The organism is Rhodococcus sp. A14, assembly GCF_011603105.1.
Classification (GTDB): Bacteria; Actinomycetota; Actinomycetes; order Mycobacteriales; family Mycobacteriaceae; genus Rhodococcus_F; species Rhodococcus_F opacus.
This window is the reverse complement of the sequence record NZ_JAAOQS010000057.1, coordinates 23,791-39,350: the sequence shown is the minus strand read 5'-3', so window position 1 is coordinate 39,350 and position 15,560 is coordinate 23,791. Positions and strand designations below refer to the sequence as shown.

Genomic DNA, 15,560 nt, shown 5'->3' with positions numbered 1-15,560 from the left:
GGCGTCGCCGCACGTCGAAGACAGGCACATCAGTACTACCTTCCACCAATACGACAGTGAGGTCCTTGAACGGTGGCCGCCTTGAGAAGCATCCCGACAAGGAGTGGTGTGGACAGCGCTACGTCCGTGGGTACCGCAACGAGCATGCCGATGAATTACGGCAAGCGGTTGAAACTGTTTTCCGGTCGGGCCAACCCTGACATCGCGAAAGCGATCGGTGCCGAGCTGGACGTGGGGCTGAGTCCGGTTGTGCTGAAGACTTTCTCGAACGGGGAGGTGTACTGCCGGTTCGAGGAGTCGATCCGCGACGCCGACGTCTTCATCGTTCAGCCGACATGTACCAATGCTGATACCGGGGTCACCACCAATGACGCACTGATGGAGCTGATGGTGATGATCGACGCCGCAGTGGCTGCCAGTGCACACCGCGTCATCGCCGTCACGCCGTGGTACGGGTACTCGCGGCAGGACAAGCAGAGCGCCCCTCGAGAGCCGATTTCCGCGCGTATGGTCGCCCGGATGCTCGAATCGGCGGGAGCAGACCGACTCCTGGCGATGGATCTGCATGCCGGACAGCTCCAGGGCATGTTCAAGATCCCGGTGGACCACATGACGGCAATGAGGTTACTCGCTCAGTATTTCATCGATCTCGAGATGGAGGACCTCGTGGTGGTGGCACCCGACGCCGGCCGGGTGAAGCTGAACAAGAGTTTCGCCAAGTGCGTCGGCGCCGATCTCGCGATTCTCGACAAGGAACGCCCGAGACATCAGGTCGCCGAGATAGGTCACGTGATCGGAGATGTTCGGGGCAAGACCGCGATCATCGTCGACGACATGATCGATACCGCCGGCACGCTCCGTGCTGCGGGGGAGATGGTGATGAGGGCAGGAGCGTCGAGGGTGTTCGCCGCAGCGACCCACCCGGTGTTCAGCGGCCAGGCCTACGACAACCTCGCCGCATCGCCGTTCGAAGAGATCGTCGTGACCGACACGATCGCACTGTCGCCCCAGGCACCGGCCAACGTGCGCGTGCTGTCCTGCGCCGGCGTCCTCGCCGATTCGATCAGCCAGGTCTTCCGAGGCGGATCCGTCAGCGAAGTGTTCGGCAGTGAGTACCAGTTGTTCTGATCGATCGAAGTGGGAGCCGCCGAGCCGCGCTCGGGGGTTCTCATCACACGGTAGAGGCGTAGAGAGCATCCCACCATGAGTCTCGATATAGGTACGAAGTCAACAATCCACCAGCTCGGCACCACGAACTTACCGTCGGTCGATGACGCGACCGTCCTCACCCTTCCCCTTCCGGAGCTGATGGAACGGGCAGCCGCACTGCGCGACGCGCTCTTCGGCACGAGGGTGACGTACTCGCCGAAGGTCTTCATCCCGTTGACCTCATTGTGCCGCGACGGGTGTGGCTACTGCACCTTCTCCCGCTCACCCGCACGCGCGGAGGCGCCGTACCTCACGCCCGATCAGGTGCTCGCGATCGCGGCGCGGGGGGCGCAGGCGGGCTGTCACGAGGCGCTGTTCACGCTGGGGGAAGAGCCCGAAGACCGATACGACGTCGCGGCCCAATGGCTGGCCGATCACGGCTACAGCTCCACCGTCGAGTACCTGGCCGCAATGTGCCGGCTCGTGACCGCGGAGACGGGATTGCTGGCGCACTCCAACGCCGGAGCCCTCGCACCGGATGCTCTGTCGCTGCTGCGGACGGTCAGCCCCGGTCAGGGCATGATGATCGAGTCGTTGAACCCGACGCTGATGGCCCACCGCGGTGCGCCCGACAAGACACCGGAACGCCGACTGGCCACGCTGGAAGCCGCGGGCGAACTCGCGATTCCCTTCACGACCGGGATCCTCGTCGGCATCGGAGAGTCCCCGCAGGACCGTGTCACGGCGCTGCGAGCCATCGCCGACCTGCACAGACGCTACGGGCACATTCAAGAAGTGATCGTGCAGAACTTCATGCCCAAACCGGACACCGTGATGCGCAACGAACCCGCCTGCCCGCAGGACGAGTTCCTCCGCACGATCGCGATGGCGCGGTTGATCCTGCCGTCGGATGTGCACCTGCAGGCACCCCCCAACCTGTCGGAAGACTTCGGTCCGCTGCTCGATGCGGGGATCGACGACTTCGGTGGTGTGTCCCCGGTGACGGTCGACCACGTCAACCCGGAACGGCCGTGGCCCGCGCTCGACTGGCTCCGCGAGGTGACCGAACGCCACGGCAAATTCCTCGCACCCCGCCTCACCGTGTACCCCGAGTTCGCGCGCCGCCCCGAACAATGGATCGACCCCGGTCTGCGCTTTGCGATCATGGACAGGTCGGACGCCGAGTCGCTCGGCCGCGACGACCCGGGCGCGATGTTCCCCGAGAGCCACGCCGACGCGAAGAACGTCGGCACCGGGGCGGAAGTCGTCCAGATCGGTCGACGCTCGACAGTGTGGAGCTCCGGCTCGGAGTTCGCGCCCACCGATCTGGTGCCGAGCCGCAGGCGAGGGTTCGGCGGCCCCGTCCGTGGCGTCCTCGACGGTATCGCCTCGGGGCAGGAACCGGGAGTGGACGAGATCGTCACCCTGTTCGGAGCTCGCGGGGGAGAGGTCGCCGAGGTCGCCGAGTTCGCCGATCACCTCCGCTCCAGGGCGGTCGGTGACGACGTGACATTCGTGCGGAACCGAAACATCAACTACACCAATGTCTGCACCTTCAAGTGCACCTTCTGTGGGTTCTCCAAGGGACCGTTGTCGCTGAACCTGCGCGGCAAGCCGTACCTGCTGACCCTTCAGGAAGTCGCCGGCCGTGTCCGGGAGGCGTGGGATCTCGGGTGCACCGAGGTCTGCCTGCAGGGCGGCATCCATCCGTCCTTCGACGGCGACTACTACATCGACGTCTGCCGCGCGGCGAAGGAAGCAGCGCCCGACATCCACGTGCACGGCTTCACGGCCCTCGAGGTCACCGAAGGGGCCAAGCGGCTCGGGGAGCCGCTCGAGAAGTACCTACAGCGATTGGTCGACGCAGGACTGAAGTCGCTCCCGGGCACCGCCGCGGAAATCCTCGACGACGACGTCCGGGCGATCCTCTGCCCGGACAAGATCGACACCGAGGAGTGGCTCGAATGTCACCGTGTCGCCCACTCGATGGGCCTGACGTCGAACGTGACGATGATGTTCGGATCCGTCGAGGAGCCCGTGCACTGGGCGCGCCACTTCCTTCGCACCCGCGAACTCCAGCGTGAGACCGGAGGGTTCACCGAGTTCGTCGGTCTTCCGTTCGTACACATGGCGGCTCCGATCTACCTCAAGCGAGGTGCGCGCCGCGGTCCGACCTGGCGAGAAGTAGTGCTGGTCCACGCGATTGCGCGAATCGTCTACGACGGCCTGATCGACAACGTGCAGGCGTCGTGGGTCAAGCTCGGACTCGACGGCGTTCGTCAACTGCTCCAAGCCGGAGTGAACGACGTCGGCGGGACGTTGATGGACGAGAACATCAGCCGCGCCGCCGGCGCCGCCCACGGCCAGCAACTCGACGAGAGAGACCTGGACGCGGTGGTGCAGGGAATCGGCCGACGCCTGCGACGGCGCACGACCAACTACCTGACGCCTCCCACCCACCAACTCGATCTGCACGGTGCGCCGACACACTCACCAGAGGTGATCCTCAGATGACACCAACAAGAACCACTTCTGCTCCCTCGAAGCCGATCCCCTATATCTACGACGACAGCGAACAGCTCGCCGGTGACGTCGCGTCGAGGTTGCTTTCGAACCTTGCCCAGGCGCAGAAAGAGCGCGCCTACGCGTCGCTGGTGCTCACCGGAGGACGAACCGGGACAGCGGTGCTCGAGAGACTACGCACCGCCCCGAATCGCGACATCGTCAACTGGCATCGAGTGAACTTCTTCTGGGGCGACGAGCGCTTCGTGGCCCGACACCACCCCGACCGTAACGAGAAGCAGGCGCGCGAGGCCCTACTGGACCACCTGCCCGTGGACCCGAGCCGTGTGCACGTCATGGCGCCCTGCGACGGCGGCTTCGGCAACGACGCCACCGCAGTGGCAAACGCCTACCAGGCGCTACTCTGCGCGTACGGTCGCCTGGACAGGACGCCTCTGTTCGACATCTGCCTCCTCGGGATGGGCGAGGAAGGTCACGTCGCCTCGATCTTCCCGGACTCACCGGCAGTGCTGGAGAAGCAGCGTGAAGTGGTGGCGGTGTACAACTGCCCGAAGCCGCCGAGCACCCGGATTTCGCTGACCCTGTCGGCGATTACGCGCTCCCGCGAAGTGTGGCTGATGACGACCGGCGACGCCAAGGCGTCTGCAGTCGCGACGCTGATGGAGGAGGGGGTGACGCCCCAACTGTTACCAGCAGCGGGGGCGCTGGGTTCGCACGCGACCCGGGTGTTCCTGGACGCGGCCGCAGCGAGCCTGCTGTCCAACTGCGCAGACCTCCGCGCCTCGGCGCGATAACTGACGATGTGAAAAGACCCACTCGAGAATCCGAGTCTTGTAATGACGAATCCGCATCGCATCGACCTGATAATTCCGGTCAAGTCACTCAACGAGGCGAAAACACGACTCCGCGGCGCGGCTGACGGCGGTACCGGAAAGATGAACGCGCACAAGAGGCTGGTCCTGGCGATCGTGCTCGACACGGTTTGCGCTGCGCTGCGGGCACAAGCGGTCGACTCTGTGCTCGTCGTCACGCCGGACCCGGTCGTGGCTCGCAGCGTCGAACGGCTCGGTGCACGCGTACTGGGAAACGAACCAGCCGGCGGACTGAACGCGGCATTGAACCACGGCGCGGCCCTGTTGGAGCGGGAACGCCCGGGCCGAGTGGTAGGGGCGTTGCCCGCGGATCTTCCGGCGCTTCGGCATCGCGACTTGTCCGCATTCATCTCGGCTGCCGACGGCAGGCGTGCGTTGTGCGCCGACCGGGATGGAAAGGGCACAACGTTGCTGCTCTCGGCGGAGGGTGAAGGACTGTTCCCAGCCTTCGGAATCGGTTCGGCGCTCGCCCACCAGGCGTCGGGTGCCATAGTTCTCGAGGGTGAATGGCCTTCGCTGAGGTCAGACGTGGACACCGCCTCCGACCTGCGCACGGTCGGGGGGTTGGGATTCGGCGCCCGCATGGCTGCTCTGGGGTCGGCGTCCGAGTTCGCGTTCTGGGACAAACACGAGGCTGCAATGATCGACTTTGCCCGCCGCTGGCAGCCCTTCGGTGGCGGAACCTCAGATGACATATTCAGTACCTTCGGCGTGCCTCCGCGACCGTACTTCACGCAATTGACCGCACTGTTGTCGTCGAGCGTGACTCCTGAGCTCGCGGAGAGCCAGCGGGTAAAACTATTGCGACAGGCGAAGTTGCGACTTGTAGAAGAGGATGGGAATATCCGAACTCCGCGATTGCAGAACCGATGAAGTCGGCCCCTCAGACTTCGGGCGCCTTGGACGCCCCCGACCACGGCTCCGTCAGTGGACTCCAGGTGTTTCCAGTGACAGGTCTGCCGGAGTTCCGGCCGGGAGACGACGTTGCCGAACAGATCGCTCACCAGGCGCCTTGGTTGGTTGACGACGACATCGTCGTGATTACGAGCAAGATCGTGTCCAAGGCAGAGGGACGAATCGTCGATGCGCCGACAGGAGCTGAGGATCGTGAGGCGTTCCGGGCGCTTCTGGTCGAGCAGGAAGCCGTTCGTGTCGTTGCCCGCAAGGGGTCCACCGTCATCACCGAGAACCGTCTGGGGATCGTGCAGGCCGCTTCGGGAATCGATGGGTCCAACGTCTTCTCGCACGAATTGGCACTACTACCCGAGAACCCCGATGAGAGCGCGCAGTCGATTCGGTCAGGGTTGCAGCATCTGCTCGGTGTCAGCGTGGCGGTGATCATCACGGACACGATGGGCCGCGCGTGGCGACGGGGACAAACCGACGCGGCGATCGGCAGCGCGGGCATCGCGGTTCTCCACGGCTACGCCGGTACCAGGGACGCGCAGGGCAACGTGCTGGAGGTAACCGAGGTGGCAGTGGCCGACGAACTCGCGGCCGCCGCCGATCTGGTGAAAGGCAAGGTGGCGGGAATCCCCGTCGCTGTTATTCGGGGACTGAAATCATCCGACGACGGGTCAGGTGCAACCGATCTGCTGCGTTCCGGCCATGAGGACTTGTTCTGGCTCGGCACCGCTGAGGCGCTGGCACAGGGCCGCGGTGAGGCTCAGTTGCTGCGGCATTCGGTTCGCGCTTTCAGCGGCAGGCCGGTTCACCCAGAGCTGATCACGCAGGCGGTCGCCGAATCCCTGACGGCACCAGCCCCGCACCACACACATCCCGTGCGATTTGTATGGCTGCGGTCGCACGAGGTACGCGCAAGACTCCTCGCCGCGATGCGCGAGCAGTGGCGGATCGATCTGACCGCCGACGGCTTGTCCCCGGAGCGGGTGGAGCGGCGAATCGCCCGTGGCAGCATTTTGTTCGACGCCCCGGAAGTCATCGTCCCGTTCTGTGTACCGGACGGTGCCCACGACTACCCGGACGCCCACCGTCGGTGCGCTGAGTCGACGATGTTCACCGTGGCCGTCGGCGCGGCGGTGCAAGGACTCCTGGTTTCCCTCGCCGCAAGGGAAGTGGGCAGTTGTTGGATCGGATCCACCATCTTTGCGCCGGAGATCGTTCGCACGGAATTGGGTCTGCCGTCGAACTGGAAGCCGCTCGGCGCCGTGGCGATCGGCTACCCCACCCGACCTCGGCATGTCCGTCCGCCCGCAGATGTGGCGGGGGCGCTCGTAGAATTGTGAGCTCGCACGAGCGTCTGCCCACCGGCAGCCCTTTGCAGTGTCCGTAACGCGCCGTCGCTCGGCCTCTTCAGGCCGGTGCCACAGCGAGACCGGCGACGCGGGTGAGCACGAGGGCACGGAATCGGTCGACATCCAGATCGACCGCCAGACGTGTACCCGGCGTGGCACTCCCTACGGCGGTGGTGAGAGAGCCCGACAGCGTGCACACCGTCTGTCCGCGACCGACACCGACACCGGTCTCGACTTCGACTGTCGCGGTCTGCAATCGAACGATCGCAGGGTCGACGATCGTTGCGATCACCAAGGCGTCGTGCATGGGCCAGCCGTCCGCCTGAATGTCGCCGTAGCCTCGGATCATCGTTGCGAGGAGTGACCCGGTATGTGACCGCGCCTCGAGTATTGCGAGCGCTGTCTCGTCCAGAGTCGAACGTCGCGTGACATCGAGTCCCAGCAGCCAGGTTTCGAGGTGCGAACATGCGAAGACACGTTGCGCTGCCTCGGGGTCGGACCAGATGTTGAATTCCGCAACCGGCGTGATGTTGCCCCGGCCGGTGCTCCCTCCCATGATCACCAGCTTGTCGATCCGGTCGATCAACTCGGGGTGCATGGCGACGAGCAGGGCGATGTTGGTCAACGGACCGATCGCCGCGATCGTCACGGACCGCGGTGCGGCCTCACGGAGCACCGACGCGAGGAGTCCGACGGCGTGTTCCTCGGACAACGATCGGGTCGGCGCAGGAAGTTCGACGCCGCCCAGCCCGTTCTCGCCGTGCGGTGACGGCTGGTTGTGCATCCCGATGCGAACGAGCGCGCGCGTTGCGCCTGCCGCGACCGGAACGTCTTCCCTCCCGAGTGCGCGCAGCAGCCGCAGCGCGTTGTCGGTCGCTTCCTCGACCGGAGCGTTTCCCGCGACCGTGGTGACGGCAAGCAGATCGACCTCTGGGCTCGTCACCGCCAGCGCCAGCGCCAGCGCATCGTCGATTCCTGGATCTGTATCGATGATCAATCGCACAGGCGCAGCCACTGTCGGTTCTCCTCAGGCTTCTCGGGGTCGGCAGAATGCGACCCGCATAGAAACGATACAAGATAGTTTGGCGCTCTGCCGCAAAATCTGAATCGGCGCCTATGCACGAGATCCAAATGTCGTTGCTCTCGAAGTTACGCATCGTACTGCGCGTAACATAAACGTTTCCACTGCAAGAGGCGCCGCAAAGCATCCGAGAAGCTCAGATTGCTGGAGCCCGGAATGCGATCGGTCCGGTCGCCGCGCAGACGGGATTCGTGATCTTTCAAGACGTGCTGACAAAATCTTGTGGGGTCCGGCTGCGGGAGTTGTCTTGTGTCGAGATCCCAGGTCTGCCGGGGAACTGGCTTGCTCACAGCTGGGCCGTATTCCCCTACTACCGAGCGACGCAGTCTGCTCACCGCCGGCCGGTGCCAAGGTGGTCGAGTCGCAGCCAACAGGGCTGACGGCACCTTGCCTCACTTCGTAGGGAACCACGCCGTGACTACCCCACATGCCTTCCCTTTTGGAGCCCACTGCCAGCCCTCCGTCCGGCGAGTCCTCGATGACCTGCGCGCCCGCCTCACGCTGACCCGTCCGCCGCTGGGCGGGGGGATGGGGACTGGTCTTACGGCGTCCCGGCCAGCTATCTCCGTGGGCTGGGCGACTTCGGCAGGTCTCTCGAAGAGTCATGCGATGGCCGCCTTCATTGGTTTACGACACGCCGGTCAGATCCGATTCCGATTTAAAAATCATCTTCAAGAAGACCCAGTGTTGCGAAATGGGACACGAGTCACCTCATCCGTACTTCTAACCTTCCCAGGTGCGCAATCCGTGTGCATGTTCGGAACCGTTTCTTTCCCCCGCTCGAGGAGTGACCATGGCCTTGTTTGCTGTGATCTGGTCGTATACCACCGATGCCTCTGTCAAAGAGGCTGCGCATGCCGAACACCTGATTTTCGTCAAGGATGCCGCTGCCCGAGGCATGCTGCAGGAGGCCGGCGCCTGGGCCGACGGCGCCGGAGCCCTACTGGTATTCCAAGCGGCCGGCGAAGACGCTTTGCGTTCCTTGCTTGCGGAGGATCCTTACGTCAAGCAGGGTGTGGTCGTAGAGCAGCGCATTTACCAATGGAATCCAGTCATAGGCCCTCTCGTCGGCATCTAATGACAATGCGGCCCGCTCAGTCCCTGGTGGCTCGTTGTCGAGGTATCTTCACGGTTTTCCTTCGGTAAGTACTTGGTTGGCGGTGTTGGTCTAGACGAACGGCGCACAGCGGGTGCTCCATCCGTTGATGAAGGCGCGGATCTCGGTGTTCAGCTCCGTGACGGAGCCGCAAAGTCCGCGGTGGATGGCCTGCCGTTCTTATTCCGAACCAACACCTCCACAAGCCTCATCCATGATGCCGGGGCGGGGGTGAGATGCCATGAATACGAAGACTTTCGGCCGGCCACGCCCGGACTTCGGACTTCTCGTGGGTGGCGTAGTTGTCCGTCACCAGATGCAGCTTTCGCTCCGGCCGGGCGCCGGCGATGTGTTTGAGGAAGACGAGGAAACCTGACGGTGATGTCGCGGGCTGCGCAGCTCGGTGACCGTGCCGGTGGTGATGTCCGGGGCGGAGAACAGGGTGAAGGTGCGGTGTCGGGCGTAGTCGTGAGTGTGCTTCCCGCCCGAGCCGATCCGCATCGACAGCGTCGGTGTGGTCCGATCCAGGGCCTGAATCTGCGATATGTGGTCCATACAAGCACGATTGCGTTCAACTGCGAACAGTGAGTTTCAAGCCGCGGCAGTAAAGTTACCTCATACTTCTATGACGGTTGATCTCTCAACCTACGCTCCCGACTTGTGCTGTAGCTCCAGCGAAGGTGACCGCTGCCAACCCGCACCCTTCCCGCTTGACAAACGACGTCGGAACTGCGGTGACGGGCATGCCTGCATGTGAAGTCCAGACTTCGAAGTCTTTGCGGTCAAGGCAGATTGGCGCGCGTGCGTCCCCAAGAATATGTTACGCAAGGTTGTAAGGGGAGCGCGGGTATGCCGTCAGGATCGACCATCTACGCCGCCCATCACCTCGATCCCGCTAGGTTTTGTCGTGCATTTTCCCGCTCGACACAAGCCCGAACCTTCTTATATAAGTAAACTATTCCCCTATTGTGGTTTTAGGGTTTGGGTGTCATGCTTGCCCTGCGAGGTGTTCCAGGTCACTTTGGGTAGTCGTTTCTGAAGTGGGTTGCAAGGTGGCCGGACCGTCGGACGGCCCGCTGGCCATCGCCATCGCAGCGATTCGATTCCCTACGCCGCAGTAGATTTGCGAACAGGGAGCGGATGTCGTGAAGGTCGAGTCGCTGGGTGGGCGATGTCAGTCCGGGGTGCCGGCCAAAAGCGTCAGGCAGCAGCGAGTCTGATGCCTGTAAGTCTTCAAAACGCGCTGAGTGCAAGACTTTTGAGGACCAGAGAGCGAATTTTTCCACTTCCTCTCGACTACAGAACTGCCGAGAAAGGTTTTCGTACTGGCACGCCTGCCGCACAGCGCGGACGACTGATCAGGCAAGTCAACTCCGCGCCGGGTGGTGAACTTCCAAACCAATTCTGCGCCTACACAGATCGGGGAACAAAGATGTCCATAAACGTGGACCACCCAGCATTGTCGTCGTCGATCGCCGACGGGAGAACGTTGTTTATCGCAGGTCGATGGAGTGCTGCCACCGACACTTTCGAGCGGGTAGATCCCTCCGATCTCCGCCGCGTGACGGGAATCTACGCTTCGGCGACTCCCGGCAATGTCGAGAGTGCGTATGCGGCCGCCGCCGGTGCTCAACCAGCGTGGTCCGAGACGACAGCGATTCAGCGGTCGGACTTTCTTCGTTCTGCCGCTGACCTTCTGGAAAGCCGCGTTGACGACGCTGCCCTGACGATCACTGCGGACATGGGGAAGGCGATCCGCGACGCACGCGCCGAGGTCCTGCGAAGTGTCGCCATTCTCCGCTACTACGCCGGTGAGATCCTGCAGCCCAGTGGGGAGACGTACCCCAGTGCTGATTCACACACGATGCTGATGACGGTGGAGGAGCCGCTCGGCGTCGTTTGTGCAATCACACCGTGGAACTTCCCCTTCGCGCTTCCGGCATGGAAAATCGCGGCGGCAATAGGTTTCGGGAACGCAGTTGTGTGGAAGCCCGCCGAACCGGCCTGCGGATCCGCAGTGTTCCTGACGCGGATCCTCGCAGAAGCCGGGTTGCCCGCGGGTGTCCTCAATCTGGTGACAGGCAGCGGTAGAACGCTTTCGGCGGCACTCACCGGGAACGCGCGACTCGCAGCCTTGACATTCACCGGTTCGGGTGCAGTCGGGTCGCGACTACGTCAGGCCGTCGCCGATCGCAACGTCAAGGTCCAGCTCGAGCTGGGCGGCAAGAACCCGTCCATTGTTCTCGCCGACGCCGATGTCGAGGATGCAGCGCTACAGATCGTGAAGAGCGCGATGCTCCACACCGGACAGCGCTGCACAGCGACGAGCCGGGTCTACGTCGACCGCACCGTCGCTCCCAGACTACGAGAACTGCTGGTGAAGCACGCTGACGCGCTCGTCGTCGGTGATCCGTACGACGAAGCCACCGACATCGGGCCCCTTGCCTCGGTGGAGCAACGTGACACGGTGGCCGGATACCTGCGACTCGCCCGCGACGAGAGCGCCGAGTTCCTTACGGGGAGGGAGTTCGATTCCGACACTTGCTATATCGCACCAACAGTCCTGGCCGGAGTGTCGGAGGCGAGCAGGCTCGTCAGGGACGAGATCTTCGGGCCAGTCGTGACCGTGCAGGAGGTCGATGGATTCGACGGTGCGCTGAAGGCCGCAAACGACACGGACTACGGCCTGTCCTCTGGAGTGTTCACCAGAGACATCGCGACGGCGATGACCTTCATCCGGCGCACACAATCGGGGTTGGTGCACGTCAATCGCGAGACGAGCAGTGTCGAGCCACATGTGCCGTTCGGTGGCCTCAAAGGCTCGAGCAGCATGAGCAGAGAACAGGGCAAGGCCGCACGTACTTTCTTCACAACCACCAAGACTGCGTATGTCCGCTGGACCTAGAAGCTGCACCGGACGAGCTTCCGCATTCAGCGGCTCACAGTCTGCGACACAGAGCGCAATCGACAAACCCCAAGTAGCCCTCGGCATCAAGAGGAGACCAACATGAGCACTGCCGCACCAGCCGTGACCGAAGTACTCGACGTTCTCGTTGTGGGAGCCGGATTCGCCGGGCTGTACCAGCTCGAAAATCTGCGGAGTCGAGGCTATTCGGTGAAAGTAGTCGAGGCGGGTGAGGGTCTGGGCGGAATCTGGCACTGGAACCGCTACCCGGGTGCCCGAGTGGACAGCGAAGGTCCCATCTACCAGTTCACGCGCCCCGACCTATGGGATGAATTCGCGTTCTCCGAGCTCTACCCCGGAGGTGACGAACTGCGCCGCTACTTCAAGTACGTCGACGCGAAGCTCGATCTGAGCAAGGACATCTACTACAACACTCGGGTCGCTTCCGCCGAGTTCGACGATACGGCGAACACCTGGACCGTGACCGCGGAGAACGGAAGCACTTTCGTCTGCAAGTACTTCGTTCTGTGCACCGGATTCGCGGCAAAGCCGATCTTCCCGAAGCTCGCGGGAATGGACAGCTTCGCAGGGATCAACCACCACACCGGTTTGTGGCCTGAAGGCGGAATCGATTTCGCAGGAAAGCGAATCGCCATCATCGGTACCGGCGCCAGCGGTGTGCAGGTCGCTCAGGAGGCGTCGAAGGAAGCCGTACAGCTGACCATCTTCCAGCGCACCCCCGTTCAGGCGCTCCCGATGCGACAGCGCCAGCTCACCGATGAGGACAACGCGAAGATCAAGTCCGATCTGGCGGACAGATTCAGTCGTCGTGCGGCGTCATTCTCCGGCTTCGACTTCGACTTCATTCCCAAGTCAGCCCTCGAGGTGAGCGACGAGGAGCGAACCACCACTTATGAGCGACTGTGGGAGTACGGTTTCGAGTTCTGGCTCGGAACGTACCAAGACGTCTTCGTCGACGATGACGCAAACGACACGGCCTACGAGTTCTGGCGGGACCGGACGCGTGCCCGGATCAAGGACCCGGTCATCGCCGAGAAGCTGGCGCCGACGACGAAGGCGTACCCCTTCGGTGTGAAGCGCCCCTCGCTGGAGCAGACGTACTACGACATCTTCAACCAGGACAACGTGCGTCTCGTCGATCTGCACGAGGACCCGATCGAGACGATCACGCCCACCGGACTGAAGACCACATCGGAAGAGCACGAGTTCGACATCATCGTCTATGCAACGGGCTTCGATGCCGTCACCGGTGGCCTGACCGCCATCGATATTCGCGGCACCGACGGTACGTTGCTCAGGGACAAGTGGTCGAACGGTGTGCGGGCAAACCTCGGGGTCGCAACGGCAGGATTCCCCAACCTGCTGTTCCTCTACGGACCACTGAGCCCGTCGGGCTTCTGCAACGGGCCAAGCTGCGCCGAGATCCAAGGTGACCTCATCGTCGACACCATCGACTACATGCGGGACAACGGATTGAACCGTATCGAGTCCGAGGCGGACGCGGATGCTGCCTGGTCCGATCACGTCGCCGAGCTGACGACCGAGGCGCTCTACGACAAAGCCGACTCCTGGTACATGGGTGCCAACGTCCCGGGTAAGCCGCGGCAGTTGCTGAACTACCCCGGTGGTCTTCCCCTCTACCTGGCCAAGTGGGACGAGATCGTGTGTGCGGGATACAAGGGCTTCACGCTTTCCTGAACAGTCAATTTGCCTCCCTCGAGTAGTGATGAAAGTGAGCAACACGTGTCCGTGAGCAAAGAATCCCTGTTCCTCAACGACCTGTACGCTTCGTGGCTTACCCGGTCCGAAGGAATGGACCTCGCCAGTCAGCGAGATATGTTCGAAGAGTGGCATCTTCCGACCATCGAACCCATCGACGTCACCTATGAGGAAGTGACAGCCAACGGTGTGCCGGCAACGTGGGCGAAGCCTTTGGGGGCCGCCGAGGACCGCGTGATCGTCTTTACCCACGGTGGCGGGTTCGTGACAGGTTCACGGTTCTCACACCGCAAGCTCGCGGCACACCTCGCCAAACTGGCGGGTGTTCACGCCCTGATCGTGGACTATCGGCTCGCGCCGGAGCACAAGCACCCGGCCCAACTCGAAGACTGCATGGCCGTCCACAAGTGGCTCCGCACGCAAGGTTACAAGGCGGAGTACACGGCGACTGTCGGCGACTCGGCGGGTGCCAACCTCGCGATCTCGACAGCGTTCGAACTCGCGAGCTCGGAACTTCCCACTCCTGCTGCCGTCGTCACGCTTTCGCCGTGGCTGGATATGGAGATCAAGGGGTTGACGGTCGAATCGAACGACGCGGTCGACGTATTGGCCAAGCGGGCGGTTCTGGAAATGATGCGGGAGATGTTTCTCTCAGAACCCGCAGATGCAACGGACCCGCGGGCGAACCCACTGCTCAACGACTTCACCGATTTCCCTCCGGTGTACGTATCGGTCGGAGGCTATGAGACGCTGCTGGACGACTCACGTCGGTTGGCCGAATTGATCGAGAAGATGAGTGGCGAGGTCGTGCTCGACGTGGTCGATGAGCAACAGCATGTATTTCACTTCAACGCGGGGCGGGCGCCCGAGGCGGATCAAGCGTTGAGCCGGATTGCCCAGTGGCTGCGACCCAAGTTGGGCCTTGCATGAACTCCGCCTGCGCTGTGTGCGTATGAACGCGAAGGTTCTCGGCGGCAAGAGGTGAAGGTGTTCGTCGGCGGCGGTCTACACGGGTCTGTACCGCCGCCGACGAGTTCGTTCGCGTGCCGGTCGGGTACCAGTCGAACGATCGATCCGCAGTGAAGTTAGGGGAAATACACCCATGGATAGTCCAGTCCTCGTCCAACGCGACGGGTTCATCGAGACATGGACGATTAATCGGCCCGCGCAGAGCAATCCTATTTCCGGGATGGAAGTGGTCGACGCATTGGTCGCCTGCGTCGAGGCCGTCAATGCCGACTACGGTGTGCGAGCTGTCATCGTCACCGGTGCCGGTTCAACGTTTTCCGCCGGCGGCAACGTCAAGGACATGGCGAATCGTCGCGGATTGTTCGGGGGGAAGCCTCACGAACAGCGGGATGGCTACAGGGCTGGGATACAACGGATTCCGCGGATCATGTACAACTGCGACGTACCTCTCATCGCAGCAGTGAACGGTCCTGCAATCGGTGCCGGATGCGACCTCGCCCTCATGTGCGACCTTCGCATTGCCAGCAGTAAGGCCTTCTTTGCAGAGAGCTTCGTCAAGCTGGGAATCATCCCGGGTGACGGTGGCGCGTGGCTGCTGCCCAAGGCCGTCGGGATGGCGCGGGCGGCAGAGATGATCTTGACGGGCGACCGCGTCGACGCGGTCAAGGCACTCGAGTGGGGATTGGTCTCCAGTGTCGTTGCGCCGGACAAGCTGCTCGACGAAGCTCGTGCGCTCGCCGGCCGGGTGGCCGCCAATCCGCCACACTCGGTACGGATGGCCAAGAGGCTCCTCCGCGAGGGACAGCACCAAAGCCTCGACAGTCTCCTCGAATTGTCCGCTGCCATGCAGGCGCTGGTTCAGCAGACGACCGATCACACGGAGGCAGTCAACGCCTTCATGGAGAAGAGAACTGCCGCCTTCACCGGCGAGTGACGTGCCCGAGAAACCGAAGAACTCCGTGGATGCGAA

General features: G+C 62.9%; 12 protein-coding genes. 10 read left to right on the top strand and 2 right to left on the bottom strand.

Annotated elements, in window-relative coordinates:
* The first annotated feature begins 150 nt into the window (after positions 1 to 150).
* From G9373_RS26280 to G9373_RS26260, 5 genes are all read left to right on the top strand, one after another.
* Complete coding sequence (locus tag G9373_RS26280) at positions 151 to 1,128, top strand: ribose-phosphate pyrophosphokinase (RefSeq protein ID WP_005561331.1); 978 nt, start codon at positions 151 to 153, stop codon at positions 1,126 to 1,128.
* Between the two features lie 75 nt (positions 1,129 to 1,203).
* Positions 1,204 to 3,663, top strand: coding sequence for a 5-amino-6-(D-ribitylamino)uracil--L-tyrosine 4-hydroxyphenyl transferase CofH (gene cofH / locus G9373_RS26275; protein WP_133985589.1), 2,460 nt, complete (start codon positions 1,204 to 1,206; stop codon positions 3,661 to 3,663).
* Complete coding sequence (gene pgl / locus G9373_RS26270; protein WP_054246226.1) at positions 3,660 to 4,466, top strand: 6-phosphogluconolactonase; 807 nt, start codon at positions 3,660 to 3,662, stop codon at positions 4,464 to 4,466. The genes cofH and pgl overlap by 4 nt, the downstream gene beginning before the upstream one ends.
* Before the next feature lie 42 nt (positions 4,467 to 4,508).
* Positions 4,509 to 5,417: a 2-phospho-L-lactate guanylyltransferase gene (gene cofC, locus G9373_RS26265; protein WP_133985587.1), complete on the top strand. Its 909-nt coding sequence runs from the start codon at positions 4,509 to 4,511 to the stop codon at positions 5,415 to 5,417.
* Positions 5,414 to 6,790 carry a coenzyme F420-0:L-glutamate ligase gene (locus G9373_RS26260; protein WP_240960732.1) on the top strand — a complete coding sequence of 459 codons (1,377 nt, stop codon included), beginning with the start codon at positions 5,414 to 5,416 and terminating at the stop codon, positions 6,788 to 6,790. The genes cofC and G9373_RS26260 overlap by 4 nt, the downstream gene beginning before the upstream one ends.
* 67 nt (positions 6,791 to 6,857) lie before the next feature.
* Here G9373_RS26260 and G9373_RS26255 read toward each other — a convergent pair whose 3' ends face one another.
* Complete coding sequence (locus G9373_RS26255) at positions 6,858 to 7,814, bottom strand: nucleoside hydrolase (RefSeq protein WP_231137731.1); 957 nt, start codon at positions 7,812 to 7,814, stop codon at positions 6,858 to 6,860.
* A gap of 859 nt (positions 7,815 to 8,673) precedes the next feature.
* Between G9373_RS26255 and G9373_RS26250 the strand changes: the two genes are divergently transcribed.
* Positions 8,674 to 8,958 (top strand): YciI family protein, encoded by a 285-nt coding sequence (locus G9373_RS26250; RefSeq protein WP_043787215.1) that lies wholly within the window; start codon positions 8,674 to 8,676, stop codon positions 8,956 to 8,958.
* A gap of 327 nt (positions 8,959 to 9,285) precedes the next feature.
* Here the strand turns inward: G9373_RS26250 and G9373_RS26245 are convergent, their stop codons facing one another.
* On the bottom strand, positions 9,286 to 9,531 hold the full coding sequence (locus G9373_RS26245; RefSeq protein ID WP_005561338.1) for a hypothetical protein: 246 nt from the start codon (positions 9,529 to 9,531) through the stop codon (positions 9,286 to 9,288).
* An 877-nt stretch (positions 9,532 to 10,408) separates the two neighbouring features.
* On the opposite strand from G9373_RS26245, the gene G9373_RS26240 reads away from it, so the two are divergent.
* The 4 genes from G9373_RS26240 to G9373_RS26225 all read left to right on the top strand — a co-directional run bounded on the left by G9373_RS26240 (position 10,409) and on the right by G9373_RS26225 (position 15,524).
* Complete coding sequence (locus G9373_RS26240) at positions 10,409 to 11,881, top strand: aldehyde dehydrogenase family protein (RefSeq protein ID WP_167117482.1); 1,473 nt, start codon at positions 10,409 to 10,411, stop codon at positions 11,879 to 11,881.
* Positions 11,882 to 11,983: 102 nt separating this feature from the next.
* A complete protein-coding gene (locus G9373_RS26235) occupies positions 11,984 to 13,600 on the top strand; it encodes an NAD(P)/FAD-dependent oxidoreductase (protein WP_167117479.1) in 1,617 nt (538 codons plus the stop codon).
* A gap of 51 nt (positions 13,601 to 13,651) precedes the next feature.
* Complete coding sequence (locus tag G9373_RS26230) at positions 13,652 to 14,551, top strand: alpha/beta hydrolase (RefSeq protein ID WP_231137729.1); 900 nt, start codon at positions 13,652 to 13,654, stop codon at positions 14,549 to 14,551.
* Between the two features lie 172 nt (positions 14,552 to 14,723).
* Positions 14,724 to 15,524 carry a crotonase/enoyl-CoA hydratase family protein gene (locus G9373_RS26225; RefSeq protein ID WP_011598505.1) on the top strand — a complete coding sequence of 267 codons (801 nt, stop codon included), beginning with the start codon at positions 14,724 to 14,726 and terminating at the stop codon, positions 15,522 to 15,524.
* Positions 15,525 to 15,560: the final 36 nt, after the last annotated feature.